The sequence below is a fragment of the Alteraurantiacibacter aquimixticola genome (assembly GCF_004965515.1).
GTDB classification, from domain to species: domain Bacteria; phylum Pseudomonadota; class Alphaproteobacteria; order Sphingomonadales; family Sphingomonadaceae; genus Alteraurantiacibacter; species Alteraurantiacibacter aquimixticola.
The window spans coordinates 331,585-357,810 of record NZ_SSHH01000001.1; the positions used below are offsets into that span (position 1 = coordinate 331,585).

Annotated in this window: 25 protein-coding genes, 2 tRNA genes and 2 pseudogenes; 15 read left to right on the top strand and 14 right to left on the bottom strand. The window is 62.7% G+C overall.

Annotation, left to right across the window (positions count from 1 at the left end; all coding sequences use genetic code 11):
• Positions 1–81 precede the first annotated feature (81 nt).
• The 4 genes from E5222_RS01315 (at position 82) to E5222_RS01330 (ending at position 3,940) form a co-directional block, all read left to right on the top strand.
• Positions 82–1,563 (top strand): hypothetical protein, encoded by a 1,482-nt coding sequence (locus E5222_RS01315; RefSeq protein WP_169053445.1) that lies wholly within the window; start codon positions 82–84, stop codon positions 1,561–1,563.
• Between the two features lie 87 nt (positions 1,564–1,650).
• A complete protein-coding gene (locus tag E5222_RS01320) occupies positions 1,651–2,121 on the top strand; it encodes a hypothetical protein (RefSeq protein WP_136691787.1) in 471 nt (156 codons plus the stop codon).
• A gap of 497 nt (positions 2,122–2,618) precedes the next feature.
• Positions 2,619–3,317 carry a pirin family protein gene (locus tag E5222_RS01325; protein ID WP_136691789.1) on the top strand — a complete coding sequence of 233 codons (699 nt, stop codon included), beginning with the start codon at positions 2,619–2,621 and terminating at the stop codon, positions 3,315–3,317.
• A gap of 41 nt (positions 3,318–3,358) precedes the next feature.
• Entirely contained in the window at positions 3,359–3,940 is a 582-nt protein-coding gene (locus tag E5222_RS01330; RefSeq protein WP_136691790.1) for an outer membrane protein, read from the top strand.
• Positions 3,941–4,018: 78 nt separating this feature from the next.
• Here E5222_RS01330 and E5222_RS01335 read toward each other — a convergent pair whose 3' ends face one another.
• The 3 genes from E5222_RS01335 to E5222_RS01345 form a co-directional block, all read right to left on the bottom strand.
• A complete protein-coding gene (locus E5222_RS01335; RefSeq protein ID WP_136691792.1) occupies positions 4,019–4,945 on the bottom strand; it encodes a LysR family transcriptional regulator in 927 nt (308 codons plus the stop codon).
• 78 nt (positions 4,946–5,023) lie between these two features.
• Positions 5,024–5,605 carry a nitroreductase family protein gene (locus tag E5222_RS01340; protein WP_136691794.1) on the bottom strand — a complete coding sequence of 194 codons (582 nt, stop codon included), beginning with the start codon at positions 5,603–5,605 and terminating at the stop codon, positions 5,024–5,026.
• 62 nt (positions 5,606–5,667) lie between these two features.
• Positions 5,668–6,105, bottom strand: coding sequence for a DoxX family protein (locus tag E5222_RS01345; protein WP_425456237.1), 438 nt, complete (start codon positions 6,103–6,105; stop codon positions 5,668–5,670).
• Between the two features lie 307 nt (positions 6,106–6,412).
• On the opposite strand from E5222_RS01345, the gene E5222_RS01350 reads away from it, so the two are divergent.
• Positions 6,413–7,033, top strand: a complete 621-nt coding sequence (locus E5222_RS01350; RefSeq protein ID WP_136691798.1) for an NADPH-dependent F420 reductase — start codon at positions 6,413–6,415, stop codon at positions 7,031–7,033.
• 30 nt (positions 7,034–7,063) lie between these two features.
• On the opposite strand, the gene E5222_RS01355 is transcribed toward E5222_RS01350, so the two are convergent.
• Positions 7,064–7,465, bottom strand: a complete 402-nt coding sequence (locus tag E5222_RS01355) for a winged helix-turn-helix transcriptional regulator (RefSeq protein ID WP_211196071.1) — start codon at positions 7,463–7,465, stop codon at positions 7,064–7,066.
• A 91-nt stretch (positions 7,466–7,556) separates the two neighbouring features.
• On the opposite strand from E5222_RS01355, the gene E5222_RS01360 reads away from it, so the two are divergent.
• Positions 7,557–8,576 (top strand): NAD-dependent epimerase/dehydratase family protein, encoded by a 1,020-nt coding sequence (locus E5222_RS01360; protein WP_136691799.1) that lies wholly within the window; start codon positions 7,557–7,559, stop codon positions 8,574–8,576.
• A 66-nt stretch (positions 8,577–8,642) separates the two neighbouring features.
• Here the strand turns inward: E5222_RS01360 and E5222_RS01365 are convergent, their stop codons facing one another.
• Positions 8,643–9,065, bottom strand: coding sequence for an organic hydroperoxide resistance protein (locus E5222_RS01365; RefSeq protein WP_136691801.1), 423 nt, complete (start codon positions 9,063–9,065; stop codon positions 8,643–8,645).
• 94 nt (positions 9,066–9,159) lie between these two features.
• Entirely contained in the window at positions 9,160–9,909 is a 750-nt protein-coding gene (locus E5222_RS01370) for an SDR family NAD(P)-dependent oxidoreductase (RefSeq protein ID WP_136691803.1), read from the bottom strand.
• Positions 9,910–9,986: 77 nt separating this feature from the next.
• On the opposite strand from E5222_RS01370, the gene E5222_RS01375 reads away from it, so the two are divergent.
• Positions 9,987–10,937 carry a LysR family transcriptional regulator gene (locus tag E5222_RS01375; RefSeq protein WP_246021499.1) on the top strand — a complete coding sequence of 317 codons (951 nt, stop codon included), beginning with the start codon at positions 9,987–9,989 and terminating at the stop codon, positions 10,935–10,937.
• A gap of 306 nt (positions 10,938–11,243) precedes the next feature.
• Here E5222_RS01375 and E5222_RS01380 read toward each other — a convergent pair whose 3' ends face one another.
• The 3 genes and pseudogenes from E5222_RS01380 to E5222_RS01390 form a co-directional block, all read right to left on the bottom strand.
• On the bottom strand, positions 11,244–11,936 hold the full coding sequence (locus tag E5222_RS01380; RefSeq protein WP_136691805.1) for a hydrolase: 693 nt from the start codon (positions 11,934–11,936) through the stop codon (positions 11,244–11,246).
• A gap of 105 nt (positions 11,937–12,041) precedes the next feature.
• Positions 12,042–12,871 (bottom strand): annotated as a pseudogene (locus E5222_RS01385) (alpha/beta fold hydrolase).
• A 222-nt stretch (positions 12,872–13,093) separates the two neighbouring features.
• Positions 13,094–14,026 (bottom strand): alpha/beta fold hydrolase, encoded by a 933-nt coding sequence (locus E5222_RS01390; protein ID WP_136691807.1) that lies wholly within the window; start codon positions 14,024–14,026, stop codon positions 13,094–13,096.
• Positions 14,027–14,171: 145 nt separating this feature from the next.
• Between E5222_RS01390 and E5222_RS01395 the strand changes: the two genes are divergently transcribed.
• From E5222_RS01395 to E5222_RS01410, 4 genes and pseudogenes are all read left to right on the top strand, one after another.
• Positions 14,172–15,098, top strand: coding sequence for a LysR family transcriptional regulator (locus E5222_RS01395; RefSeq protein ID WP_136691809.1), 927 nt, complete (start codon positions 14,172–14,174; stop codon positions 15,096–15,098).
• Between the two features lie 341 nt (positions 15,099–15,439).
• Positions 15,440–16,022, top strand: a pseudogene (locus tag E5222_RS16900) (IS6 family transposase); the annotation flags it as partial.
• A gap of 178 nt (positions 16,023–16,200) precedes the next feature.
• A complete protein-coding gene (locus E5222_RS01405) occupies positions 16,201–17,256 on the top strand; it encodes a methyltransferase (protein WP_136691810.1) in 1,056 nt (351 codons plus the stop codon).
• A 223-nt stretch (positions 17,257–17,479) separates the two neighbouring features.
• Positions 17,480–17,872 (top strand): phage integrase N-terminal SAM-like domain-containing protein, encoded by a 393-nt coding sequence (locus tag E5222_RS01410; protein WP_136691812.1) that lies wholly within the window; start codon positions 17,480–17,482, stop codon positions 17,870–17,872.
• A gap of 672 nt (positions 17,873–18,544) precedes the next feature.
• Here E5222_RS01410 and E5222_RS01415 read toward each other — a convergent pair.
• Together E5222_RS01415 and E5222_RS01420 are read right to left on the bottom strand one after the other, a co-directional pair.
• Positions 18,545–18,620: transfer RNA gene (locus E5222_RS01415), tRNA-Thr, on the bottom strand.
• Positions 18,621–18,674: 54 nt separating this feature from the next.
• A tRNA-Cys gene (locus E5222_RS01420) sits at positions 18,675–18,748 on the bottom strand.
• Positions 18,749–18,860: 112 nt separating this feature from the next.
• Between E5222_RS01420 and E5222_RS01425 the strand changes: the two genes are divergently transcribed.
• A complete protein-coding gene (locus E5222_RS01425) occupies positions 18,861–20,339 on the top strand; it encodes an FAD-dependent oxidoreductase (RefSeq protein WP_246021501.1) in 1,479 nt (492 codons plus the stop codon).
• Positions 20,340–20,348: 9 nt separating this feature from the next.
• Here E5222_RS01425 and E5222_RS01430 read toward each other — a convergent pair whose 3' ends face one another.
• Complete coding sequence (locus E5222_RS01430; protein ID WP_136691814.1) at positions 20,349–21,557, bottom strand: cytochrome P450; 1,209 nt, start codon at positions 21,555–21,557, stop codon at positions 20,349–20,351.
• Between the two features lie 160 nt (positions 21,558–21,717).
• Positions 21,718–21,993, bottom strand: a complete 276-nt coding sequence (locus tag E5222_RS01435) for a hypothetical protein (RefSeq protein WP_136691815.1) — start codon at positions 21,991–21,993, stop codon at positions 21,718–21,720.
• Between the two features lie 92 nt (positions 21,994–22,085).
• Here E5222_RS01435 and E5222_RS01440 point away from each other — a divergent pair, with 92 nt between their 5' ends.
• From E5222_RS01440 to E5222_RS01450, 3 genes are read left to right on the top strand one after another with little or no spacing between them, the layout of a single operon-like run.
• Positions 22,086–22,547 (top strand): ATP-dependent zinc protease family protein, encoded by a 462-nt coding sequence (locus E5222_RS01440; protein ID WP_136691817.1) that lies wholly within the window; start codon positions 22,086–22,088, stop codon positions 22,545–22,547.
• A gap of 29 nt (positions 22,548–22,576) precedes the next feature.
• Positions 22,577–23,482 carry a 30S ribosomal protein S6--L-glutamate ligase gene (gene rimK / locus E5222_RS01445; RefSeq protein WP_136691819.1) on the top strand — a complete coding sequence of 302 codons (906 nt, stop codon included), beginning with the start codon at positions 22,577–22,579 and terminating at the stop codon, positions 23,480–23,482.
• Positions 23,482–24,525: a succinylglutamate desuccinylase/aspartoacylase family protein gene (locus E5222_RS01450; RefSeq protein WP_136691821.1), complete on the top strand. Its 1,044-nt coding sequence runs from the start codon at positions 23,482–23,484 to the stop codon at positions 24,523–24,525. Before rimK ends, E5222_RS01450 begins: the two co-directional genes overlap by 1 nt.
• Positions 24,526–24,547: 22 nt before the next feature.
• Here E5222_RS01450 and E5222_RS01455 read toward each other — a convergent pair whose 3' ends face one another.
• Complete coding sequence (locus E5222_RS01455; RefSeq protein WP_169053446.1) at positions 24,548–26,206, bottom strand: dihydroxy-acid dehydratase; 1,659 nt, start codon at positions 26,204–26,206, stop codon at positions 24,548–24,550.
• Between the last annotated feature and the right edge of the window lie 20 nt (positions 26,207–26,226).

A 26,226-nucleotide genomic window follows, 5' to 3' on the forward strand; every position in this document is an offset into this window, starting at 1 on the left:
CTTTCATCCAGCGAGGCTGCCGCGCAGGCAGTGTGCGGGGTCAGCGCAACCGGCGGCGCTCCGCATGGGAGCGGCAACTCGGTGGCTACGAACCAACACGACGTGGTATGCGGGACCTTCTCGACAGCCAACGGGGCGCCCACCGGGACATCGGGCGGCGCGAGTGCATTCGGTTTCGGAGCCTTCGCTCTCGGCGAGAATACGACAACCATGGGTAGCTTTGCCGGGGCAGGTACGCCAGCCGCCGGTGTGACGTCCATCGGCGCAAATGCGAACGCTTTTGGCGGTCCTGCGGGGATCTACAGCACGGCGATCGGCGCTGGCTCAAATCCAAATACCGCCACTTTCGTCCAGTCCTTCGGGGCCTACAGCGTCGCCATTGGCGGCGGTGACGGGACGGGCGCGACTCCTGCCCGTGCGCTCTCCAACCTGAGCGTCGCCATCGGTGGCAGCACCGTCGTCAACAACAACAGCGCGAACAGCACTGTCGTTGGTTCCAACAGCACAGTGACCGGTGCCAACTCATCCGCCTTTGGCACAGGAAACACCGTGAACGGCACGAATTCCGGGGCTTTCGGTACCGGCAATACCGTGGCGGGTAACGGCAGCTTTGCGTTCGGCGATCCCAACGTCGTCAATGGCAACGGCACTTTCGTGACCGGCAACAACAACAATGTGAATGTGCCAGCGACGGCCGGGAATGGTGACAACATCAACCTTCTGGGTTCGAACAATACCGTTGCCTCGGCTGCGAACGCTTCCGGTTCGGCGATCGTCGGTAACAGCAACACGGTGAACGCGGTGAACGCCATCGCGGTCGGCAACAGCTCGACCGTTACGGGGGCTGATGCCGTATCGCTGGGCAGCGGGAACAATGTGGCGCATGTCGGTGCCGTGGCGATCGGCAACGGCGTCACCACGACCCAAGACCAGCAGGTCGCCATCGGTAATGCCGGCAATACCTACACGTTCGCGGGGATCAATTCCGCGGCCAGCCTCGCGGCTCAGAGCGGGCCGGTGCAGGTCGTTACTGCGGATGCCTCCGGCAACCTCGCTACGACCGTTCTCGATATTCCGGACGTTAGCGGCCTGACCAGTGACGTGGCATCGCTTGATGGACGGGTCGACACTCTGGAAACCGATGTTGGTGGCCTGACTACGCAGGTGGCTTCCGTCGATGGGCGGGTCGGCACGCTGGAAACGAATGTCAGTGGCTTGACCACCGAAGTCGCCACACTCGGGACGACCGTCAACGGGCTGAGCAACCAGGTCACCGCGATCGACGGGCGCGTCGGCATCCTGGAATCGGGTGTGGCAGAACTGCGCGATGACATTCGGCGCGGTTACGAAGGCAGCGCCCTCGCCATGGCAATGGGCGGCGCCATCCTTCCGCAGGGCGCGTCGTTTGCTGTTTCCGGCGGCTGGGGCACGTATCGCGGCGAACATGCCTTCTCGCTTTCCGGCGTTGGCAGGCTGGGCAACAATGTCTACGCGCAAGGCGGCCTCGGTGTTGGCGAGCGCGGCGGTGTCGGCGGCAGGGCCGGCGTCACTCTCGCCTGGTAAGTCTGGGAGGATATGGTTTTGCGGTTTCGGGACGGCGGAAAGCACTCCGCCTTTTCGCTAGGGGCAATGGCACTTGCTGCCGGTCTGGTGGCTATGCCCGCACCGGTGGCGCATGCGCAGGACGCCGCGCCCGAAGCCGCCGAACCGGGCAGCAGGCCTGCGCAGATCGACTGGAACGGGGTTCTGATCCTTGTTCGCTCAAGCCTGCTGGCAGTCGACCAGGCGAACAAGACCGGCAATTATACCGTGCTGCGCGAGCTTGGGGCGCCCGGCTTCCAGGGCGCCAACACGACTGCGCGGCTTGCCGATGTCTTCGCCAACCTGCGCAGCCAGAACCTGGACCTGTCCGCGATCGCGGTGCTCGAGCCGCAACTCGCGCTGCCGCCGATGATCGAGCCCAACGGCATGCTGCGACTGGCAGGTTATTTCCCTTCCGCCCCCCAGCAGGTTAATTTCGATCTGCTCTACGAGCCGCTGAATGGCCGGTGGCGGCTCTATGGCGTTGCGATCAACGTCACCCCGGCAACGCCCGCGGCTCCCCAACCGCTGTCCCGCTGACAGAATTTCGCTGACAGGGCGCATTGCTCGACCTGTCAGTGCCGGATCTATCAGAGCACTGGCGATTCGGAGGGTGGGTGGTGCCCCATAGACGACAAAGATGGGCACTCAAATCATTGGGAAATTTTTCTATCGAGGCCCTGATCCCTCCATTAGGGCCAGGAGAATGGCGGGTTATCGGCCGTCTTCCGACGGTCCGCTATTGCAGTCGAACCTCGAATAGCTGCCGTTCGGTTGGCAACCCAAATTGATGCCGAAGCTGACTGAGTACTCCCCATTCAGTTTGGTTGCGAAGTACTCCCCTCACAATGCGAACCAGTTGCCGCCGCTATGCCGCTTCGAGGATGTCAGTTTAGCGCGATTCCTTCCCCTGCAGATAAAAATACCATGGCTGTTTTCGGAAAAGCCGAAAAAAATGATCTAGATTATCCCAGTCCTGCGAATAAATCGACGCGCCTACATCCTCTCCATCAGTTCTCTTGCTGAAGGAGAAGACCATGATTGAACTGCGCAAATTTTCCGATCTCGGCCATGCTGACCATGGTTGGCTGGACGCCCATCACCACTTTTCCTTTGCTGGTTATCACGATCCGCAAAGGATGCACTGGGGCCAGCTGCGCGTTTGGAACGATGACATTATCGCGCCCGGCACCGGCTTTCCGCCGCATCCCCATCGGGACATGGAAATTATCACCTATGTCCGCAAAGGAGCCATCACGCATCGTGACAGCCTGGGCAATGAAGGCCGGACCGCGGCCGGTGACGTCCAGGTGATGAGCGCCGGGACCGGCATCCGCCACTCGGAATACAATCTGGAGGACGAGGTCACCCAGATTTTCCAGATATGGATCCTGCCCGACGAGCAAGGCGGCGAGCCCGTCTGGGGGGCGCGGCCTTTTCCCAAGGCCGATCGCAGTGGGCACTTCGCCGTGCTCGCTTCCGGAATGGACGCGAATGACGATGTCCTGCCGATCCGGGCGAAGGCCCGCGTGCTGGGTGCCACTGCCAAGGCCGGCGAAACGCTGACCTATCCCGTCGGTGTGGACCGCAAGGCCTATCTGGTGCCCGCCACCGGTCGCGTGACTGTGGGCGGCATCGAAGTCGGGGCTCGCGACGGCCTCGCCATCGCCGAGTTGGACACCATCACCATCACCGCCCTCGAAGACAGCGAGCTGGTGCTTGTCGACGTCGGCTGACCACTCCAATCACACCGAATACCCCCAGAAAGGAATATACGATGAAGTCCCTCTCCCTCCTTGCGCTTGCCGCCACGGCACTGCTTCCCGCAACCTCTTTGGCGCAGAGCTTCGAAGGCCCCTATGCTGGCGTCCAGATCGGCTGGAACAATGACCGCGCGCCGCTTCCCGACGGCGCGGCGACCTCCACCCAGGAACGCGACTCTTTTGTCGGCGGCATCTATGCGGGGTACGACCATGCAGTTGCCGACAATGTCGTGCTGGGCGTCGAAGGCGGTTTCCAGATTGGCGTGGATGACCGGATCTCCGGGGCCAACAACCTGGTCGCTGTCGACCAGCGCTATGCCTTCGATATCTCCACCCGTGCCGGTTATGTCGTGGGCGACAGCACGCTGGCCTATGTCCGCGGCGGCTATTCCAACAGCCGTGTTCGCCTGAGCGATGTCTCAGCGACCGGCTACGAAACGGAGAATCTCGACGGCTGGTTCGTCGGCGGCGGTGTCGAGCACAAGCTGATCAACAACGTCTCGGCCCGGCTGGAATACCGCTATCACCAGTATGATTTCGACGAGGACGATCTCGAGCGTCATCAGGTGCTGGCGGGCGTTTCCTACCGCTTCTGACGGCGCAGCAGCGGTTCACGCATGCGGGGCAGGCCAGCGATGGTCCGCCCCGCTTTGCATGGGTTCGAACGTCGGGGATCAAACGTCGGGCAGGCCGCCTTGCCCGTCCGCCTCGCCCAGCTCGATAAACCGCTGCTTGAGCCATGACGCCGCCGGACCGGGCGGGCTGTCTGCGCGGTGTATGGTCGAGAAGCGGAAGTTCCCTCCTTGTGCGTCTGGCAGGTCGAGTCTTACCAGGCAGCCTTGTTCCAGATCGGCCTCCACCATAGGCAGCGGCATATTGCCCCAGCCGAGGCCGGCCTTGAGCAGGTGATGCTTCGCCCCGAGGTCGGCGAGCCTCCAGTTGCGTGGAGAGGCCACGGCAAAGTCCCGCCCGGCGGTGAGCGTCGAGCGGTCGGCGAGGACGAGCTGGATATGCTCGCGCGCGGCACCCGGCATGGGCTTCGCCAATTGCGCCAGCGGATGGCCGGGCGCGGCCACCGGGACCAGCGCCACCGACCCTGCGGCATGCCGCTCCAGCCCTTCGAATTGTGCGGCCACCTGCCCTGCCACGCCCAGCCCGGCGCGCCCATCCAGCACCAGCGCGGCGACCGCGCCCAGTGTTTCGACATGCAGGCGCAGCGATACTGTGGGGAACTCCTTGGCGAAGGCATTCAGCACATTGGCCAGCCGTTCCGATGGAAGGAACACGTCAACCACCAGCGTGACTTCCGCCTCGAGGCCGTCAAGCAGGCCCTTGGTCCGCGCCCGCAGGCCGTCGACCGCGTTGCCCACCCGTTGCGCTTCGGCCAGGATCGCGTGGCCGGCCTCCGTCAAGACCGGCTTCTTGGTCCCCTCGCGGATGAATAGCTTGAGGCCGAGCTGGGCTTCGAGGTTCTCTATGCCATAGGAAATCACGGACACGGCACGGTTCAGCTTGCGGCCGGCGCCGGCGAAGCTGCCGGCTTCCACCACCGCCATGAAGATGCGCAGCTGATCGAAAGTGGGCGTGCCCGGTTGCGCCATGTCAGAGCCTCCAGCAGTCAAGAAAATGCCCGGCTGAAGCTAGCTTCAACCAGGCACCGGGGGAATGGGGGAAAGCAATCAGGCGGGGAAGCCTCCTGCAAAGGCAATTGTGTCGAGTGGCTTGCGGTCGCTCTTGACCTCCTTGTCCTGCAACCCTTCGGGCAGAACGGAAACATCGGCGCGCTTGCCGATCGCCACGGCCGCTTCGATGCGGAAGCTCTCCGGGATCGCCAGTTCGGCTCGCGCCCGGTCGAAGTCCACGCCGGTCATCGCATGGGCGTGATAGCCGGATCTGATGGCTTGCAAGGCCAATTGCGCCCAGGCGGCACCGGCGTCGAAGCTGTGGCTGTAGGACGGCGTGGGCCCGTTCGGCCCGATCGAAACCGAATCCGAGGTGATGAAAAGCAGGGCCGAGGCATCCCTCGCCCAGCTCTGGTTGAAGGGGATCAGCAGCGCGAGGAAGAGATCCCAATGGGCATCGCCGCGTTTCGCATATAGCAGCCGCCAGGGCTGGTAATTGAAGGCGGAGGGTGCCCAGCGCGCGGCATCGAGAATGGTCCTGAGATCACTTTCGGTAATGTCGGATTGGTCAAAAGCCCGCGGAGACCAGCGATCGAGGAAGAGCGGGTCGATCTGGGTGTCGGTTTGGCGTTCGGTCATGGTTTGTATCCTTCATGGGGTAGGAGTGCACGCGCCATGCGAGAAGGCGCGTGCATCTCAGTTCAACGGCGGGAATCGAGCGAAAGGCGACCAGCGCCAGCAGCGACCACTTGGGCAAGGCCGCCAGCCATGGCGACATTCTTGAAGAAGTGGATGAACTGGTTCTGGTCAGCGAGATCGGCATGGAAGGCGATGGCAGTTGCCAGAGAGAACAGCGCGAGCACACCGGCCACGGCCTTGGTGCGGTAGCCCAGAACCAGGGCAAGGCCGCCGATCACCTCGACGACAATCGCGCCGACGAGCGCCAGTTCGGGAAGGGGCAGGCCGACCGAGGCGATGTAGCCGATTGTGGCTTCTGGCGCGGCGATCTTGGACAGGCCGCTCAAGATGAAGATGGCTGCCAGACCGGCACGACCGGTCAGCTGGAGCCAGGATGCAACGGGTTGGGATACAGCTTGAAGGGATCCGGCAGGGACGGCCCGATCCGCAATATTGTCGATATTCATGGTCAATCTCCTTGAAACTTGACCGCGAGACTGGGGTGTCCCGGGATAGGGACAGTTCAAGCCTCCTTTTTGCTTCGGAGATATCCAGATAATCTGCGTCGATTTGTTCGGTTTTCTTGAAAACCTGATCCTCGAGGTGGCGAAGGCGAATTGGGCGTGATCTCGCGACAGGCCGGAGGATTGTTCGCAAAACAAGCGGCGGGATGTGCCTGAAAGCGTCGTCCGGGCGCGCGACCCGTGATACAATCACCATCGTCCACGGCGATGGCCGACAGGCCAACACTTCCCGGGAGAATGGATCATGCAAATCGGAATTCTCGGAGCAGCTACGGTCGGCCAGACCCTGGCCAGCCGCCTTTCTGAAGCGGGACACGACGCAACTATCGCCAACAGTCGCGGCCCTGAGAGCTTGCGCGATCTGGTTGCCGAGCTCGGACAATGCGTAACGGCTGGAACCCTTGTCGAAGCGCTGGACAAACCCGTCGTCATTATGGCCGTGCCATGGACGAAAGTTGCCGACCTCCTTTCGGCTGACATTGCATGGAATGGCCGGATCCTCGTCGACGCCACGAATATCTTCGTGAGCTACGCTCCGGATTTCGAGATCGACGATCTGGGAGAAGATTCCGGAAGCGAGATTGTGGCGCGTCTGGCGCCCACGGCGCGCGTCGTGAAAGCGTTCAACACGCTCCCCATCGAGCATATGTTCGCGCCGCTCCCAGCCGATGGTTTGCGCCGCGTCCTGTTCCTGGCCGGAGACGATGCGGAGGCTGTCGGCACGGTCGCGCAACTGGTCGACGATATGCACCTGCGCCCGATCGCGATTGGTTCGCTCGCATCAGGGGGCCGGATGATGCAGCTGGGCGGGCCGTTCAGCGGGCTCGAACTGTTCAGCGCGAACGGCTCGACGCAGGAAGATTAGCGAAGCCGCCATGCGGCATCTGACACAGAGCTATCCTTCCCCATCCTGCGCGAAGCCGAGTTCGGCTTCGTAGCGCAGTGCCCAGTCGCGTATCATCGCGAACAGCGGGATGAGATCCTTGCCGGCGCGGGTCAGCTCATATTCCACGCGCGGCGGGATTTCCGGAAATTGGATGCGGATGACAATGCCGTCCGCAGCAAGCGCGCGCAGTTGCTCGGTCAGCATGTGTTGGGTGATACCGGGCAGCGCGCGGCGCAGTTGGCCGAAGCGCAACGGCCCCATGATCAGGCTGCACATGATCTCGATTTTCCACTTCCCGGTGATCGCGCGAATGGCGCGCTGGAAGCGCATGACATCGACTGTCTCAGGCTCTGAGCATTCCTCGCAACTGTCCGCGAGACCGCTCTGTGTGCCGTTGGTCTGATTTTCCATACTAGGTAATAAAATCCATCCTGGTTGATGAATCGAACCTAGTAACCGAAGTGCAGGCCCAACAAGAGATAACTTCTGAAGAAGGCCGACAATGGCAAATGTACTGGTTACCGGGGGCACCGGCTTCGTGGGCGGTCATCAGATTGTCCGACTTCTCTCGGACGGGAATCGCGTTCGCGCGACCCTGCGCAATGCGAGCCAGGCGGACGAGCTGCGAGACATGGTTCGCGTGGCCGGGGTGGATGACGTCGGAAGGCTGGAATTTGCAGAAGCGGATTTGGCGTATGACGATGGCTGGCCGCAAGCACTGAAAGGGTGCGACTATGCAATGCACATTGCCTCACCCTTTCCATCCGGCGCTGTCGCTGACGAGGATCGCCTGATCGGCACTGCCCGCGATGGAACATTGCGTGTCCTGCGTGCCGCACGCGATGCGGGAGTGAAGCGGGTCGTCCTCACCTCCTCCTTCGCCGCTATCGGCTATGGTCACCCGGAAAACGGACGCGCCTTCACCGAAGCCGATTGGAGCGATCCCGATGGCCGGGATGTGCAGCCCTATGTCAGGTCGAAGATAGTCGCAGAGCGGGCAGCTTGGGATTTCATCGCGAATCAAGGCGGTGGTCTGGAGCTGACCGTCGTCAATCCGGTCGGCATCTTCGGCCCGGTTCTGGGAGCACGGCTTTCCAGCTCGATCGTGCTTGTCCAGCGGCTGCTCCAGGGGATGCCCGGCGTGCCTCGGCTAAACTTCGGAATTGTCGATGTACGTGACCTGGTGAAACTGCAATCCAAAGCGTTGACCGCGCCGTCTGCAGCCGGAGAGCGGTTCATGGCGGTGGCCGAGCCGCAGCTTTCACTATTCGAAGTGGCCCGGATTCTGCGCGACGAGCTCGGCCCGGATGCCCACAAGGTGCCGACACGGCAGTTGCCGGACTGGCTGGTGCGGCTCGGTGCGCTCATGAGCCCGCAATTGCGCGAGCTCGTCCCGCAACTGGGCCGGATACGCCTCGCCAGCAGCGACAAGGCCCGTCATCTCCTCGGCTGGCAAACCCGGCCAGTTGCTCAGACCATGGCGGATACGGCCAGGAGCCTGATCGAACTCGGGTGCGTCTGAGCTGAAGTCAACCAAGGGCGGGACCACCTCCCGGCGGTCCCGCCCTTGTGGCCAGCCTGCCTGGCTTTACGCTGTCTTGAGCTGAACTTCGATATTGCCGCGCACGGCATGCGAATAGGGGCAGATCGTATCCGCCTCCGCAATCAGCGCTTCGGATTCGGCCTCCGACAGGCCGGGCAGGCTGATTTCCAGCGTTACCGTCAAGCCGAAGCCCTTGTCTGCGCGCGGACCGATGCCGACCGTGGCGGTGACGGATGCGTCGGCAGGCACCTTGGCGTGGCTTCCCTGCGCCGCGACATATTTCATCGCGCCCAGGAAACATGCAGCATAGCCCGATGCGAACAGCTGCTCGGGGTTGTTACCCATGCCAGTGCCGCCGAGCTCTTTCGGTGTGGCGAGGGCGACTTCGAAGGAGCCATCGGTGGTCCGGGCGCGGCCATCGCGCCCGCCGGTAGCGGTGGCAGTGGTGGAATAGGCGATCTTGGTCATGGGCTGATCCTTTCTGGAAAGGGTGTTGGCGACGTGGTGGGAGGCGGGGCGCAACGACCGGTTAGTCGGTCTTTCCGCCCCGCTCCGCGTGCTCTCAAATCTGGTTCATGCCGCCATCGACGAACAGCTCGATACCGTTGACGAAGCTCGAGTCCTCGGAAGCGAGGAAAAGCACGGCGTTGGCGATATCTTCCGGCCGCCCGATCCGGCCCGACGGGATGGTGCCGATCATGAAGTCCTTGACGCCTTCGGCCTGCTCGCCGCCGCCGAACAGATCGTTGAGACCCGCGGTTTCGGTGAGGCCGGGGCTGACTACATTCACACGGATGCCACGATCCTTGAGGTCGAGGATCCAGCTGCGCGCGAAATTGCGCACCGCCGCCTTGCTGGCCGAATAGACACTGAAATTCGCCGTGCCCGCCGTACCGGTGGTGGACGAGGTGAGGATGATGGATGCGCCATCGCGCAGCACCGGCAGGGCCTTCTGCACAGTGAAGAGCACGCCCTTCACATTGGTGTCGAAAGTGGACTGGTAATGCTCTTCGGTAATCGCGCCAAGCGGGGCGAGTTCGCCGCCGCCGGCATTGACGAACAGCACATCGATCTGCGCATGGCTCTGCTGGACGATGTCATACAGCCGGTCGAGATCGGCCAGGCTGGACATGTCGCCGCGCACGCCGGTGACGTTGCCGCCGATGGCCCGCACCGCGGCGTCGAGCGCCTCCTGGCGCCGACCAGTGATGTAGACTGCCGCCCCCTTCGAGGCGAAAGCCTTTGCCGTGCCCAGGCCGATGCCGCTGGTTCCGCCGGTGATGACCACGACCTTGTTGTCGAACTTGCTCATGTGAATTCTCCTTTGCTCTCGGTCGAGACTGCCTCGCCGTGGACAAAGGAGATGAACTTGCAACGCTAATCCTTGTAGTGGCCAAAAATGGCCTCTATCGTTCCAAAATAAGAACGATGAAGAGCGACCTAAACGACTTTGCCTATTTCGCCGAGGTTGTGCGCCATGGCGGTTTCGCGGCTGCCGGGCGTGCACTGCGCGAGCCCAAGTCCAAGCTCAGTCGCCGTATCGCCCGGTTGGAGGAGCGGCTGGGACTGCGGCTGATCGAACGTTCGAGCCGGCGCTTTCGGGTGACCGATGTCGGCCAGGCTTTCTATGAACGTTGCCGCGCGATTCAACTGGAAGCCGAACAGGCAGAAGCGCTTGTGGCACAGGCCCAATCGGAACCGCATGGCCGCATGCGCTTCAGTTGTCCTACAGGGATGATCGAGGTGGTATCGGACCTTGTTCACGGTTTCCTGCGGAAATATCCCAAGGTGCAGCTGCAACTACTCGCAACCGACCGGCCGGTGGACCTGATCGGGGAACGGATCGACCTCGCCTTGCGCGTCAGGACGGCGCTGACCAGTGATGCCGAATTGACCATGCGAAGTCTCGGCAGTTCGACCAGAATCCTCGTCGCGGCCCCCGCGCTGGCCCATCGCTTGCAGGAGGTCTCTGATCTCGCCCGCCTGCCAACACTCGCGACCAGCGACGCTGACATGGAGATCGAGTGGGCGCTGGAAACCCGCAATGGACGAACGGCAATGCACCGCCATTACCCGCGGCTCGGATGCGAAGACATGGCGGCGGTGCGCGAAGCGGCGATTTCAGGTCTGGGGATTGCCCTTCTGCCCTGGCATGTCTGCTTGCGGGCGCTGGAAGCAGGCCAACTGGTTCAGGTCCTGCCCGAATGGCAGGGCCAGCAGGGTATTGTGCATCTGGTTTTCACGACCAGGCGCGGCCTTCCCCCCTCCGTGCGGGCATTGATCGATCACTTGGCGGCAAACTTTCCGAAGGACCTCCTGCGCAATTCCGGAACAGAATGATGAGCGTGGGCTCGACCAAAACCGATGGATGCATTCGGCCCTGCCAGGCATGAACTTTGGGCCGGTTTCGGACTGTCGGGTTCTGGCTTCGAACATGCGTGAGCTGCCATGGCAATTGACCTTCTCGGCCTCATCAGCTTGGGGCACGGTCTGGCCTAAGCAGTTCCCACCGCGATGGCGCTTCGGGCTGTGTCAACGATCGTGGTCTCCGTCGGGCGCGGCTTCCAACCAAGGAGCTCTTGAGCCTTGGCGGAGCTGAATTCGCGCTTTCGGCCAGGGAGCGGAACCAGAAACCGTGCCGAAGGATCACGCAGCGGGCGCCTTCGACCCCGCCAGAGAGGAAGCTTCGTGCGGGAAGGTGCCTCGTTGAGGCGCCTTGTGGACCATCGTGTAGGCGTAGTCGACGCCCATGCCATAGGCACCCAGATGCTCGCGCACGATGTCCATAAGCTCGTCGTAGGTTTCACGGTTGGCCCAGTCGCGCTGGAGTTCGAGCACTGCGTTGATCGTTGTCAGCGAGTGTGCACCGGCCTGCTCCATCCGGCGCACGGCCGCATCATGCGCTTCCTGCGAGGTCCCGCCCGAAGCATCGGTAACGATGAACACCTCGAACCCTTCCTCGAGCGCGGACAGCGTCGGGAACAGCAGGCAGGCCTCGGTCCACAAAGCGGCGATGACGAGCTTCTTCTTGCCGCTCGCCTGGACCTGGGCGACCAGCGCGCCGGAATCCCAGGAATTCATCGAGGTCCGCTCGATCGGCCTTTGCTGCACAACGTCCAGCAATTCGGGCCAGATATAGCCGGAGAACCCCTCGGTCTCGACCGCGGTCAGGACGATCGGCACACCGAACAGCTTGGCCGCCTTGGCGAGTGCTACGGTGTTGTTCTTGAGTGTCTGGCGGTCGATGCTGGTGACGCCAAAGGCCATCTGCGGCTGGTGGTCGATGAAGATGAACAGTGTGTCGTCGGGATTGATCAGCTTTTCGGCTCGGAAGGTCATGGGATTGCTCCTCGAAAGAGGTGTCAGTGCGCTTCACGGCACCAGACCTGCTTGTCGGTCTCGTGCGAGATAGGGATGAAGATACCAGCGGTTTCAGCCATCGCGTCAGCTCCGGACCAAGGCGAGCAGGTCGGCGTTGATAATTTCGGGTTGGGTTGAGGCCATGCCATGCGGAAAACCCGGATAGGTCTTGAGGTACCGCGCTTGACCAGCTTGATAGCCAGTTCGGCGGAATCGGCTATCGGCACGATCTGATCGTACACCCGTGCATGATCAGGACCGGCGCCGTGATGGCTTGCAGATTCTCGGTGAAATCTGTTTCCGAGAGGGCCTTGATGCAGTCGCAATGCGCCTTGGCGCCGCCCATCATGCCTTGCCGCCACCAGTTGTCGATGAGGGCCTGGCTGATGGTCGTGCCCGGACGGTTGAAGCCGTAGAAAGGTCCCGCTGGCCACGTCGCGATAGAACTGTGTGCGGTTGGCAGCCAACGCAGCACGGAAGCCGTCGAACACGTCCAGCAGCAGGCCGCCGGGGCTGGCCGTCGTCTTGAGCATGATCGGCGGGATGGCTCCGATGAGCACGGCCTTGCTGACGCGGCCCGGCTTCGAACGGGCAATGTAACGCGTCACTACGCCTCCGCCCGTGGAGTGACCCACGTGGACCGCACCTTCGAGATTGAGATGGTCGGTCAGCGCGGCCACATCGGCGGCGTAGGTTTCCATCTCAATCCCGGTGTCGGTCTGTGTCGAGCGGCCGTGCCCGCACCGGTCATGCGCGATAACCCGGCAGCCTGCGAGCAAGAAGAACATCGTCTGGTTGTCCCAGTCATCGGCGCTGAGCGGACAGCCGTGGTGAAACACGATCGGCCGGGCGTCGCGCGGTCCCCAATCCTTGTAGAAGATCTCGGTACCGTCCTTGGTGGTGAGCGTACCCATTCTTCGTTCGCCTTGGGAAATGGCGGGATTTGAAAGTGCAACTCCAGGCATGTTCGTGAGCGCTATTCCAACCGATGCAGCCGCCAGAAAATGCAGGTTCCTGCGCCGGCGGCGCCTTCACCCTGATCTGTCAAGATGGCACCGAAGGGGCTGTGGGAGGGATCGCGCCCTGGCACCGCAGCCGGTGCAATTGCTGGCCGGATGCCTTCTAGCACTTGGCCATCATCCATGGTCGCGACCAATGAAGTCGCGGATCATTCTTACGGTCGTCTCGGGCTGTTCCTCCATCAGCCAGTGCCCGGCATCTGGGATGACGCCTTCCGAAACATCGGTTGCCGCAAACCGCGTCACGCTTGCCATGGTGGAGCCGAAGGACTGCGCGCCGCCAATTGCGAGTACAGGCATGGTCAGCTTGCCTTCGGCAAGAAAGGCCTGGTTGTCGAGCGCGTCCTGATCGAAGGCCGCGAACTGTGCGAAGCCTGCGTGCATGGCTCCGGGTGCTGCATAGAGGCGCGCGTAGTGTTCGCGGGACGTTTCGGCGAACCGGGCCGGATCGGCGGAGAACTCGTTCCAGAACCGGTCGAGATAGATTCGCTCGCGTCCGGCCACCAGGCGTTCCATGTCGGGACCTCCGAACCGGAAGTGCCACAACAAGGGATTCTTCAGGATATCCTCCCACGGGCCGACGCCGGGTAGCGGTGCATCCATCAGCACGAAGCGTCTGACCCGGTCGCGGTGCTGCGCGGCAAAGGCAAAGCCCACCATGTTTCCGATGTCATGGGTAACGAGGTCGGTCTCTGTTACGTCCAATGCGTCCAGCAGGCCGGCCATGTCCTGACCCTGGGTCTTTTTATCATACCCCAAAGGCGGCCGTGCGGACAGACCCATGCCGCGCAGGTCCGGCACGATCACCGTGTGGTCGCGCATCAAATCCCGCGCGAGCGGCGCCCACATGTCGCCCGTCTCGGCATAGCCATGGAGGAGCAGCACTGCGGGTCCGCTGCCGCCGATCCGCACATGCAGGGTGGTTCCGTTGGTGGCGACCTCCTGTGTGCGGAAGCTGGTCGGGAACACGAAGTCCTGCGCAGTGGCAGCCGTGGAGGAGAGCCACAGGGTCACGACCAGGCACATCGACAAGAACGAAGCTGGTTTCATGCCTTGGCCCTTCCTGGCTCAAGTAGGAGAACTGCGACCGACAAGGGCGCCTCGTTTCGCCTGAGCGCCCGTTGGTTTTATGATCGGAACTAGAGTAAGGGGGAAGGCGGGAAGATCCGAACCAATCTTCCGGAGATTCCGACCCATGAAGCTCGACGGAATAGTGGCCTTTGTTGCCGTGGCGGACAATGGGTCGATAAACGGAGCGGCCCGCTTGCTGGGCGTGTCCAGATCGACTGTCAGCGAGAGGTTGATCGAGCTCGAACATTCGCTCGGCACCAAGCTGATGATCCGCAACAGCCGCAGTCACACGCTAACCGAAGACGGGAACGCGCTGCTCGAGCGAGCGCGGCGCATTGTTGCGGAAACCAACGAGGCCAAGGAAGACGTAGCCCGGCGGCGGGGAGAAGTTTCGGGTCCACTTCGCCTTGTCGTCCCGCGTGCCTTCGGCGACCTGCATCTGGGGCCGGCCCTCTACGATTTCATGGCACTGTATCCGCAGGTAAAAGTCACAGCAGACTTTGATGACCGGATCGGCGATCTGGGCACTTCGTTTGACGCGCTCGTGCGGATTTCCCCTGTGCCACTTCCGAACCTAGCGACAGAGGAGCTCGCCTTCAGCCGCCGCACACTTGTGGCAGCTCCGTCGTATCTTGACCGGTGCGGCAGGCCAGGTTCGGTCGATGAATTGCAAGAGCACCAGGCAATCCATTATCTCGACCGGGGACCAAACGATTGGAGCTTTGAGGCTGAAATCGAGCGTGTCGTAGCGCATGTAACGCCGCGACTTCGGGTCAGTTCATGTTACGCGATGCGAGATGCCGCCATCGCGGGTCTCGGCATCGCTTGGCTTCCTACCTTTCACAGTTTTCGAGCGATCAAGGCCGGCAAGCTCGAATTGCTCAACATCGGCGTCGACCCGGACATCACCCCAATTTTGATAGCCTTTCATCGTGAACATGGGCCTTCGGTCAAACTGCGAGCGCTCATCGATCATTTGAAATTGGCTTTCGGAAGCCCACCCTATTGGGATGAGGGGCTAGCCATTCCTCGAGCGGATATTGTCGCTTGATTGGTTGAGATCAGACGAGAGGGCCAGCTCCCGGCTTCATCCCGTCACATGCTGCAAAGTCATCCAATTCTGCCAGCTGGTCAGAGTGCCGCAGACGGTGCATCCCCTACCCATTTGAGCGGACGTGATCAGACGTCTGCTTCTGGGCACAGCTACGATTGCTTCGAATGACCGCATGGAGGGCGCAAAAGCAGACTGGCTCGAAAGGGCCGACAGGAGACTGTCAGCTTTCGGGCTGGGCTTTCCACAATCCGGCCAGTCCAATTGGAACCCGTCCTATGTGAGGGCCGGGCCGCCGGGAGCCTCTCCAGCGTTTCCGTGGTGTCAGGTCACTTTCGGTGGGAGGGGGTATCTGTCACGAGACGGTGCGGCATTGGTGGGACAGGTTCGGTCCGCTGTTCGCAGCTGACATCAGCCGCCAGCGCATAAGCAGGATGAGAGGTTTCAGACAGTGGAAGTGGTACCTCGACGAGGTCTACGTGATGATCAACGGCGAGATGCATTACCTCTGGCGCGCGGTCGACTAGGAGGGCGAGGCCCTCGAAAGCTACGTGACGAAGACCCGCGACAAGAAAGGCGCCTTGCGGTTCATAAAAAGGCGCTGAAACGGCACGGATCTCCTGAGGAGATAACCACCGAGGGTCTGCGTTCGTACAAGGTCGCGATGGCAGAACTTGGCAATGCCAGCAAGCGGGAGGTGGGACGCTGGGCCAACAACAGGGTCGAGAACGGCCACCTGCCTTTCCGAAGACGGGGTAACGTGTCATGCTCGGGTTTCGACAGATGAAGAGCTGACAGAGGTTCGCCGCTGTCCATCACAACGTCTACAACCACCTCAATCTCGACTGCCACTTCACCGACAGCATGACTTATAAAGCGAACCGCTCGGCTGCACTGGCCGAGTGGCAAAACCTCCTGGCCTGATCTGACCGCGGGAAGGGGATTGATGCGGCGATCGGAGCCAAGTTGCGATTAGACTGACAGCACGCTGGCCACCGATCTGGCCTGCAATTTCGCCCGGGGAGCCTACCGCCTTTGAAGTGCACTGCAATGCACAGGTAGGTGAAGCTGATCGACAGTTCGTGCACCGGGGGAGGATCAGATCGGGTGCGGTGCGGGTGCGATCCTGCTGCACCTCGCGCGCGGCGCCGCAATTGCGGTCGGGACCGACATCAACCCGCGCGCCGGAGCCTTCCTCGTGCTCAATGCGCGGTTAAACGGGTTCGACAACGTGGAATTTCGCTGCGGCGACCTATTCGCGCCGGTCGCAGGGGAGCGGTTCGACCTGCTGGTCAGCCAGCCGCCCTTCATGCCGACGCCGCCCGCTGCCTCGCCTGCCGTCTTCCGCGACGGCGGCGCGCGCGGCGACGGCTTGTGGCGCAAGGTGGTGGCCGGGGCGCCCGATCACCTGACCGAGGGCGGCGTGGCGGTGATTGTCGGCGAGATCGGAGGCGGGATTTCCGGCCATTTGTCGCAAGCTGGCGGCGAGCCGCGCGATGGTTGCCAGTCGCTCTGCCTGATCGGCCAGCCGGTTAGCGCCGAGGAATATGCCATCCGCGCCAGCATCGGGGCGCTGAAGCACGGCTATGCGCGCTATCGCGGGGACGTGCGTATGCTCCTGCGGCACTTGCGCGCCTGCGGGCTGGACCTGCTCGCTCCGCTGGTCCTCACCATCCGCCGCACGGCGCAAGCGGGCGGCTGGACGCTCCGCTCGGACAAGGACGTGTGGGAGGATTTCGACCTCGATCATGCGCTGCGCCATATCGATGCCCGCCTGGCGCTGGAGGAAAGCGCATCGACCACGAGCTTCGTCGCCGCAGCTGATCTCGCGGCGGCGACCCTCATTCGCTACCGCAGCGTCGGCGCGGGCGATGGAAGGGACGAGAGCGCGCATCTGCACCTGCCGCGCGGCGCCTTGCGCCGGGGCCTCGAAATGCCACTGGCGGAATGGGATGCGCTCGAAGCGCTCGGCGGGGGGATCGAACTGCGCCACGAGGGCGACTGGCGTCCCGTGGACGCCGCTGGGCGCGGCGAACCGGGCGCCGCGGTGGCGGGCGCCATGACGCGATTGTTCGAGGCAGGGTTGCTGGTGGTGCAGGAGCGCGCACCTCTTGCGCCTGCCCCCGCCGCAGTATCGGCCGGGCAGGGCGGCGACTGAGGGAAGGGCGGACCGCAGGGCAATAGCGCGGTCCCGCACCGCAAGGGCTGTCTCAGCGCTGGCGCCCGCCTTGCGCGGTCCGCATCCGACCGTAGCACGAACCCGCTACGCCGGAGTGGCGCTGGCGTTGAGGTAAGCGCAGGCCCACGAGCGCACCGCTTGGATTGAGCGATGTCCGCCATATGCAGACCCTTTCAGCTCCTTCAACCTGAAGAGTCGATCAATGAACGAGATTATTCCGATTGGTCCGGTCAGCCTGCTTCGCCAGCGGCTGATCCAAGACTTGACCATGCGCCGCTTCAGCCATGATACGCAGCGTAACCATCTGCGCGATGTCGGGCGGTTCGCAACCTGGCTAGAGCGCTCACCCCACACCGCGAGCGCCGAAGATATTCGCCGGTTCCAGATCGAGCAGCAGACAGCAGGCGTACCGGCGCCGACCATGAACAGCATAGTCGCAGCATTGCGGTTCTTCTTCACGCATACGCTCGACCGCAAGCTGGTCCGCACCGCTCACGCCCGCAATATCCCGGTGGTGCTGACCCAGCCCGAGCTGAAGCGGCTGTGGTCGATCTCCAAAGGCCGGCTTGCATCCATGATGATGTTCACCAGGTAGGAACTCGTGGCACCCGCCGACATCGCAGGCAGCCAAGGTTTGTTCGGGCTTGTCGACTCGATTTCTTTGCGCTTCGGGGAGGTTGTTCGAGTGCGGTTAGGTAATCGTTCCACGCATTTGGTCCGCTAAACTGGTTATTCATGACCGTCCACGGAGCATTAATATATGGCTCTCACCTGCGCCATTCAGAGCCTCTATTCAGCATGCATACCCCAGATTCAGAATATCATTCAGTTCAATTTACTCTAACTGTGTTGGCTCCTTGGTAAAGGTGCAAGTTCATTCATGGAGGCACACATAACCAAGTTCGCGGCATGACCGCTTCGGCTTGAGTTAAACTTTGCAGCAAACCTGTCCCAGATGGCGGGGTAACCTCAGCAGCTAGGGACTGACAATTCGGGCGCTTGCCAAGGCCTTGCGCGTGGAGACACCGACGCAGCCCTATGTTCGCTATTCCGTATATGCGGTTGTAACCTGCCGTCCAGCATCGGACGACTTTGCTGTCATTCCCGGTTCACGAGGTCATGTCCGCTTTCGGGGACCAAGCGAACCGTCTCTAGTGACCGAAACGGGGCGCAAAACCGACACTGGGGCGCCCTACTCAATCGAGAGTTCTCAGCTGTCTTGAATGGGGTTAGCAAGAAATGGCGGCTTTCCGCCATTCATGAAAAGTGGTGCCGCTTAGGTGACTCGAACACCTGACCCCATCATTACGAATGATGTGCTCTACCAACTGAGCTAAAGCGGCACTCTTCCCGGGGCCATTATCGCCGGTTTATCGCCAGCGCAATGGCCGAAAATGTGGAGGCCCGAGCCGGAATCGAACCGGCGTGCAAGGATTTGCAGTCCTCTGCGTAACCACTCCGCCATCGGGCCTCATTTCCCCAATGGAGAGCGCGGGCAACTAGCGAATGGAGAGGGTCTATGCAATCCTTTCCTGACCACCTCGCTTGCCGCTTGCCATATGGGGCGATAGATCGGCCGGCATATGGCAAATGATGAAGTGAAGATGGCCAGCGTCGAGGGCCACAGCGAGGAGCGCTTCCTGGGCTCCGACGTGTTTGAAAGCAGCGCGCGCAACCTGCCGCCGCCCAATGGCACGGGTACTATCCGCGAGGATGCGCGCGAGATCGATATCTATCACACGTGCGATGTCGCCGTGATCGGTGGCGGTCCCGCCGGTTGCGCGGCTGCTTGGGCTGCGGCCAAGGCCGGTGCGGATGTGACGCTGGTGGAACGCTATAACTGCCTCGGCGGGCTTTCCACGGGCGGCCTCGTCATGTGGATCGACCGCATGACCGATTGGCAGGGCAATCACGTGATCCAGGGTTTCGCGCGCGAATTCATCGACCGCATGCCGCCCGAGGCTGTGGCCGGTCCCCCGAAGGAGGATTGGGGCAGCACCGACCATGACAAGTTCGCCTATTGGTCCAACCGCACCACCGCCTTTCACGGCATCGTGCAATGGGCGCCCACGCTCGATCCGGAGCGGATGAAGCTCAATGCGCAGGAAATGCTGCTGGAGGCTGGCGTCCGCATCGTCTTCCATGCCTGGGCCGCGCGCCCGCTGGTAGAGGACGGCACGGCCAAGGGCGTGATCTTCGAAAGCAAGCAGGGCCGCAACGCGCTGCTCGCCAAGGTGGTGGTCGACACGACCGGCGATGGCGACATGTTTGCCCGCGCCGGGGCGGAGTTCGATACCGATATCGAGGAAGGCGACGTCCACCATTCGATGAACACCGGCTGGGTGCTGGGCGGCGTGAACATGGACCGCTGGATCGACTGGAAGGTCTATCATCCGAACGAGCTGCGTGAGTTCATGGCGCGGGGCCGCGAGGAACTAGGATACTTCCAGACGCCCTATGTGAGCTGGCGGCCCGATATCGCGCTGTTCCTGGGACCGCGGCAGAGTGGCCTTTCCGCCCTCAATGTCGATGACCAGACCGAAGTCGAAATCCGCAGCCACCGGCTGATGGAGGGGCATTGCCAGTTTTTCCGCCGCCATGCGCCGGGCTTCGAGAACGTCTATTCACTGCAAAGCGCCAGCCAGCTGGGCGTGCGCCATACGCGGCGTCTGGCGGGTCTGGGACGGATCGAGCGCAAGGATTGGAGCAATGGCACGGCAGTGGCGGACGAGGTGGGCGTCTCCCCCTCGATCAGCCCCAAATTCCCGGTGGTGAGCGTGCCCTATGGCTCGCTGGTGCCGCGCAACCTGGACGGGCTGCTGGTCGGCGGGCGGCATATCAGCTGCGATGCCAACAGCCACGGCTTCATGCGCGAGATCCCGCAATGCTGGCTGACGGGCCATGCGGCAGGCGTGGGTGCGGCGCTGGCGGCGGATCAGGGCGTGCAGCCGCGTGCGGTGGACGTGGATGCTATCCGCAAGGTGCTGCGCGAACAGGGTGCGCATTTGCATGACGAGGCGGCCGTTGTGGCTGCACGGGTGGAGAGCGTTCCGGCGCAGTGACGCGGGCGATCAGGCGATCCGCACGATCATCGGGGAAATCTGCCTGATCCCGCCAATGCCGGTCAGTGCTGGTGCCTCGACCAGCTCGATCCGCGGCGCGATATCCACCAGCGCGCCGAGCGCCTCTTCCATCTCGATTTGTGCTAGCGCCTGGCCGATGCAGCGATGCGGGCCCTGGCTGAAGACGGGGTGCATGCGCGGGTGGTCGGTGCGGCGGACGTCGAATCGTTCGGGGTCGGCATAGACTTCCGGATCGCGCAGCGCCGCCATCGTGCTCACGCGCAGGATATGTCCGGGCTCAATCGGGAAACCGCATACCTCGAGCGGTTCAGTGGCAATTCGCACCACCGATCCGACCGACGGATCGTAGCGCAACCCCTCTGCCACCGCGCCGGGGATCAGGGCGGGGTCGTCCTTCACCGCCTGCCACTGCTCCGGATGCTGGAGCAGTAGCGAGACCAGCATGGCAAAGGCAGCGCGCGTCGTGTCCACGCCGCCCAGTATCAGGCCGATCACCTGGTGGACGAGGCTGGAAAAGCTGATGGGCCGCTGGTCCTGCCACATGGTGGCGAGGCTGGAGAGCAAGTCGTCGCGCGGGTCTTCCAGCCGGTCCTGCAGGTTCCGATAGACGTAGTCGTACATCTCTGCGGCGGCCACCTCGATCTCGGCGTGCCGGTCATGCGGGTAGATCGGTGAAAATGCGAGGGCAAGCGAATAGGCCCGCTGGCTGAAATAGGGGATATCGCCGGGGTCCAGGCCCAGCAGGCTGGCGATCATTTCTGCCGGGACGCGGGCTGCCATGCGGTCGAGAAAGTCGAAGGGTCTGCCGCGCGGCAGCTCATGGGCGATCTGGCGTGCCACCTCGCCCATTTGCGGCCGCTTCGCTGTCATCCGTCCCAGCGAGAATGAGTGGGCAAAGAGCGAGCGGATCGTGCGGTGATCCTGCCCATTGGAGAGCAGGAAGAAGTCCCGGAAGAAGCGGGTTGCCGCGCCTTCGGGCAAATCGTGCAATTGGACATATTCGCTTCCCTCCAGCGCCCGCATGCGCGGGTCGGCCAGGACAGAATTGGCGTCCTCGGCGCGCAGCACCAGGAATTGCCGTTTGCCGAAGCGGATCAGCGAATGGTCGCGGCGCAGGCTACGCAGGGTGCCATGCGTGTCCTCAAGCAGGGCTTCGGGCGCGATCGTGGGCGGTTCGGCAAATTGGCTGACGGACATGGTAGCTCCCCGAGGTGTTCTGCGACGACATTGTCGAATCGCGGATGCACCCCTTGCGTGGGAGCGAGCGTGGTAGTGAGCATGGTAATTGACGCCATCGGCGCGTGATTTGCGGTTGCGAAGGGGGCGGGCGCCCCATGCAGGCGCGGATTGTTCTGCCTCAGCCGACCATTTCTCTCGCCACGCGGCGATAGTTGACGAAGGAGTTGGCGCTCATCACCACGAAGAAGGTTTCCATGTCGATCAGGACATAGCCCTGCTCCAGCACGGCGCGGGAAAGGTCGCGGACATCTTCCTCATACAGCCGGCGACGGCCCATCAGCTCGGCCAGCAGTTTGCGCGGAATGCGATAGCGACCCGAAGGTTTTCCGCCGAATTCCTGCCCGTACATTTCGGCCAGCCTGACTGCCGCGGCTTCCAAATCGTTCAACTTCATTCCCCATTTTCCAAACTTTTATTGTCTATAGACAAAATAAAATCACCCGTCTAGAGGGCCCCATGGCAACGGGACCATCACGAGGAAATTTGATGCAGAAAAAGCCCGGCAAGCGGTCGGCTCAGCCGGTCATGGTGATCGGCTGGCTGGAGTATGTGAGCCTGCCCGATCTCGGGTTGAGCGAGCTGAAGGCCAAGATCGACACCGGCGCGCGCACCTCCGCGCTCCATGCACAGGATGTCGAGCGGTTTGAAAATGACGGCGAGGACTGGGTGCGATTCCGTTCCGTGCATGAAGACGGGTCGGTTTCGAACGTCGTCGAATGCCCGGTGCACGATGTGCGCGAGATCAGGAACACCGGCGGCGTCCCCGAAGAACGCATCATCATCCGCACCAAGTTCTGCATCGCCGATCGCTGCTGGTCGGTCGACGTGTCGCTGGCCGACCGGACGAACATGACGTTCGACCTGATCGTGGGGCGCACGGCGCTCAAGAACCATGGAATCGCGGTGCACACGCAGAAGGCATACCTCGCGCAGGCGCAGCAAGCCTGAACAACAAGACAGACGGAAAGGATCAGAGAATGAAGATTGCGATGCTCGCGCGGAACGCGAACCTCTATACGCACCAGCGCCTGAAGGAAGCTGCGGAGGTGCGCGGCCACCAGATCCACATCATCAACACGCTGCGCTGCTATATGAACATCGCCTCGCGCCGGCCGGAAATCTACTACAATGGCGAGAACCTGACCGGCTATGATGCGGTGATCCCGCGTATCGGTGCTTCGGTCACCTTCTATGGCCTGGCCGTGCTGCGCCAGTTCGAGATGATGGGCGTCTATCCGCTCAACGAAAGCGTCAGCATCGGCCGCTCGCGCGACAAGCTGCGTTCCATGCAGCTGCTCGCCCGTGACGGCATCGGCCTGCCGGTGACGACCTTTGCGCATGACCCGAAGCAGACCGACGAGGTGCTGCAGCTGGCTGGTGGCGCCCCCGTGGTGATCAAGCTGCTGGAAGGCACGCAGGGCATCGGTGTGGTGCTTGCCGATACCGACCGTTCGGCGAAATCCGTGGTCGAGGCTTTCCGCGGCGCGGGCGTGAACATCCTGCTGCAGGAATTCATCAAGGAAGCCGGCGGCACCGATATCCGCGCCATCGTGGTGGGTGGCAGGGTCGTGGCGGCGATGAAGCGTTCGGGCGCGGAAGGCGAATTCCGTTCCAACCTGCATCGTGGCGGCTCGGCCCGCGTGGTGAAGCTGACGCCGGAGGAGCGTTCGACCGCCGTGCGCTCCGCCAAGGCCATGGGCCTGGCGGTCTGCGGCGTGGACATGCTGCGTTCCAACCACGGTCCGGTGGTGATGGAGGTCAATTCCTCGCCCGGCCTCGAAGGGGTGGAGAAGGCTACCGGCCTCGATATCGCCGGCATGATCATCGAGCACCTGGAGAAGAAGGCCAAGCCCGGCGCGACAAAGACCAAGGGTAAGGGTTAATGGTAAAACGCGCCGATTTCGCAATCGGATCGGAGACTGTCGCACCCGGCACGCGCAAGACGATCGACCTGCCGGTCAGCGTGCTGTCCGATCATACGCCGGTCACGATGTCGGTGCATGTGATCCACGGCAAGCAGGACGGGCCGACCGTCTTCGTCAGTGCCGGCGTGCATGGTGACGAGATCATCGGGGTCGAGATCGTGCGCCGCCTGCTGCGCGCACCGAACCTCGACCGGCTGAAAGGCACGCTGCTCGTGGTCCCGGTGGTCAACACTTTCGGCTTCATCAGCCGTTCGCGTTATTTGCCGGACCGGCGTGATCTCAACCGCATGTTCCCGGGCAAGGAGACGGGCTCGCTCGCCTCCCGCCTGGCGCATATCTTCACCAGCGAGATCCTGTCGCGGGCGGAGCTGGGGATCGATCTCCATTCCGCCGCAATCCACCGCACCAACTTCCCGCAGGTGCGCGTGGCGCCGGACAATCCGGTGACGCAGGAACTGGCGCAGGTTTTCGGCGCGCCCGTGATCCTTGAAGCCGGCATTCGCGATGGCTCGCTGCGCGGTGCAGCGCGCGCAATGGGCAAGAACGTGTTGCTGTTCGAGGCGGGCGAGGGGCTTCGCTATGACGAGTTTTCAGTCCGCGTCGGCCTGATGGGGATCCTGCGCATCTTGCGCCACAAGGGCATGATCTCGGCCAAGGGCATCGCCAAGGCCCGGCAGGCACCGCAATATTGCGCCTCAAGCAAGTGGATCCGCGCGCCATTCGGAGGGTTGTTGCGGACCTACAAGGCCGATGGTGAACTGGTGAAGAAGGGCGATGTGCTGGGTTCGGTGACCGACCCTTTCGGAGAGAAGGAGGACGAATTGCTCGCCCCCTTCGACGGGGTGATCGTTGGCCGCGTGGTCATGCCGTTGGTGAATGAAGGCGATGCCTGCTTCCACCTGGCGCGGGTGAAGTCGGTCGCCAAGGCGGAAGGCGCGCTGGATGAACTCAGCGCCCAGATCGCCGATGATCCGATGTTCGACGAGGACGAGATCCTCTGATTCTTCCGGGGGCGGGGCTGCCTCAGTCCCGCTCGGGAAGCAGGACGCCGCCCGTTTCCATGCCGCGCACATCCTCGCGGAAATTGGAGAGGTAGCCGGTTGCGGGATTGAGGTAGCCGGGTCCCTCGCGGCGGGCGAGTTCCTCCGCCGGAACGTCGATATCGATGCTGCGATTGGCGACCGAGATGGCCACGATATCGCCGTCTTGCACCTTGCCAATGGGGCCGCCGGTCGCCGCTTCGGGCGCGACTTCGGCCACGGTCAGGCCCTTCAGGCACAGGCCCGAAAGCTGCCCGTCGGTGACGAAGGCAGTGGTCTTCGCCAGGCCTGCAGCATCAAGCGCAAAGAGGATCAGCGAGGCGCCGCCGCCCATGGCAGGGCCGCCCTTCAGGCCCTGGTTGCGGCTGATGACGACATCGCCTTCCTTGACCACCCCATCTTCGATCGCCTGCATGCACTCCGCCGTGCTTTCGAACACGCGCGCGGGGCCGGAAAATTCCTCGGGCCGGGATCCGTCGCGAATGCCGAGGCGGACCACGGCGGTATCGGCGAAGTTGCCCTTGAGGATGGCGATGGCGGGCCCCTTGCCTACGGGATCGTCCATCGCCTGGATCACGTCGGGGCCGGGAATGACATAGCCTGCCAGGTTTTCGGCCAGCGTCTTGCCGGTGCAGGTCATGACCGAAGTATCGATCCGCCCTTCCAGCCGCTTCAGGATGGCGCGGGCCCCGCCGGCATCCTCGAACTGCTCGATTCGCACATCACCCGTGGGCCGCACGGCGGAAAGGACGGGGATGTCGCTCATCTCCTCCCACAACTCGAAGATATCGATATCGCTTTCCGCCTCGATCGCGGTGGCCTGCAAATGCTTGATCGCATTGATGGAGCCTGACACGCCCAGCACGGTGGCGATGGCATTGCGGAATGCGCCTTCGGTCAGAATGTCGCGCGGCAGCAGCTGCTCGTCCACCATCTCCACGATGCGGCGCGCGGCGGCGCGGGCATTGTCCTGCATCTTCGGGCTGTTGGCCCGCACCGGCGCATGGCCGGGCAGCGCCATTCCCAGCGCTTCCACCACCGAATGCATCGTGTTGGCGGTAGCCATGCCCGCGCAGACGCCGGGGCCCCTGATCGCATTTTCCGCCATGTCGGCGACGGGAAACTTGGGCTTGGCGCCGAAGCGTTCGCCCACCTGGCCTGACCAGACGTCCTCCACGTCCACCGGCTCGCCATCGATCTCGCCCGCCTGCTGGTATCCGCCAATCACGAGGATGGTGGGAATGTTGAGGCGGGCTGCCGCCATCAGGTGTCCCGGAGGCGTCTTGTCGCAGCTGGTGAGGCAAATCATGCCGTCGAGCAAGGCAGCTTCCACTTGCACCTCGATATCATTGGCGATGATGTCACGGCCCGCGAGGATATAGGAGCCGGACTTGGCCGCGCCGGTGATGAAATCGGACGGGGCGGCGGTGCGCACTTCGAAGGGAACCCCGCCGGCCTTGCGGATCTCCTCCTTCACGATCTTCGCGATGCCATCGAGATGGGCGTAGCAGATCGCCAGTTCGCTGGAGGAATTAACCACCGCGATCTTGGGCTTCTCCATATCCTCCTTGCTGAGGCCGAGTGCCTTCCAGTTGGCGCGGCGACCGGGGGAATTGGCGGAAAGCGAACGCAGTTGGGGCATTGTGCAGGAAGACTCCGTAA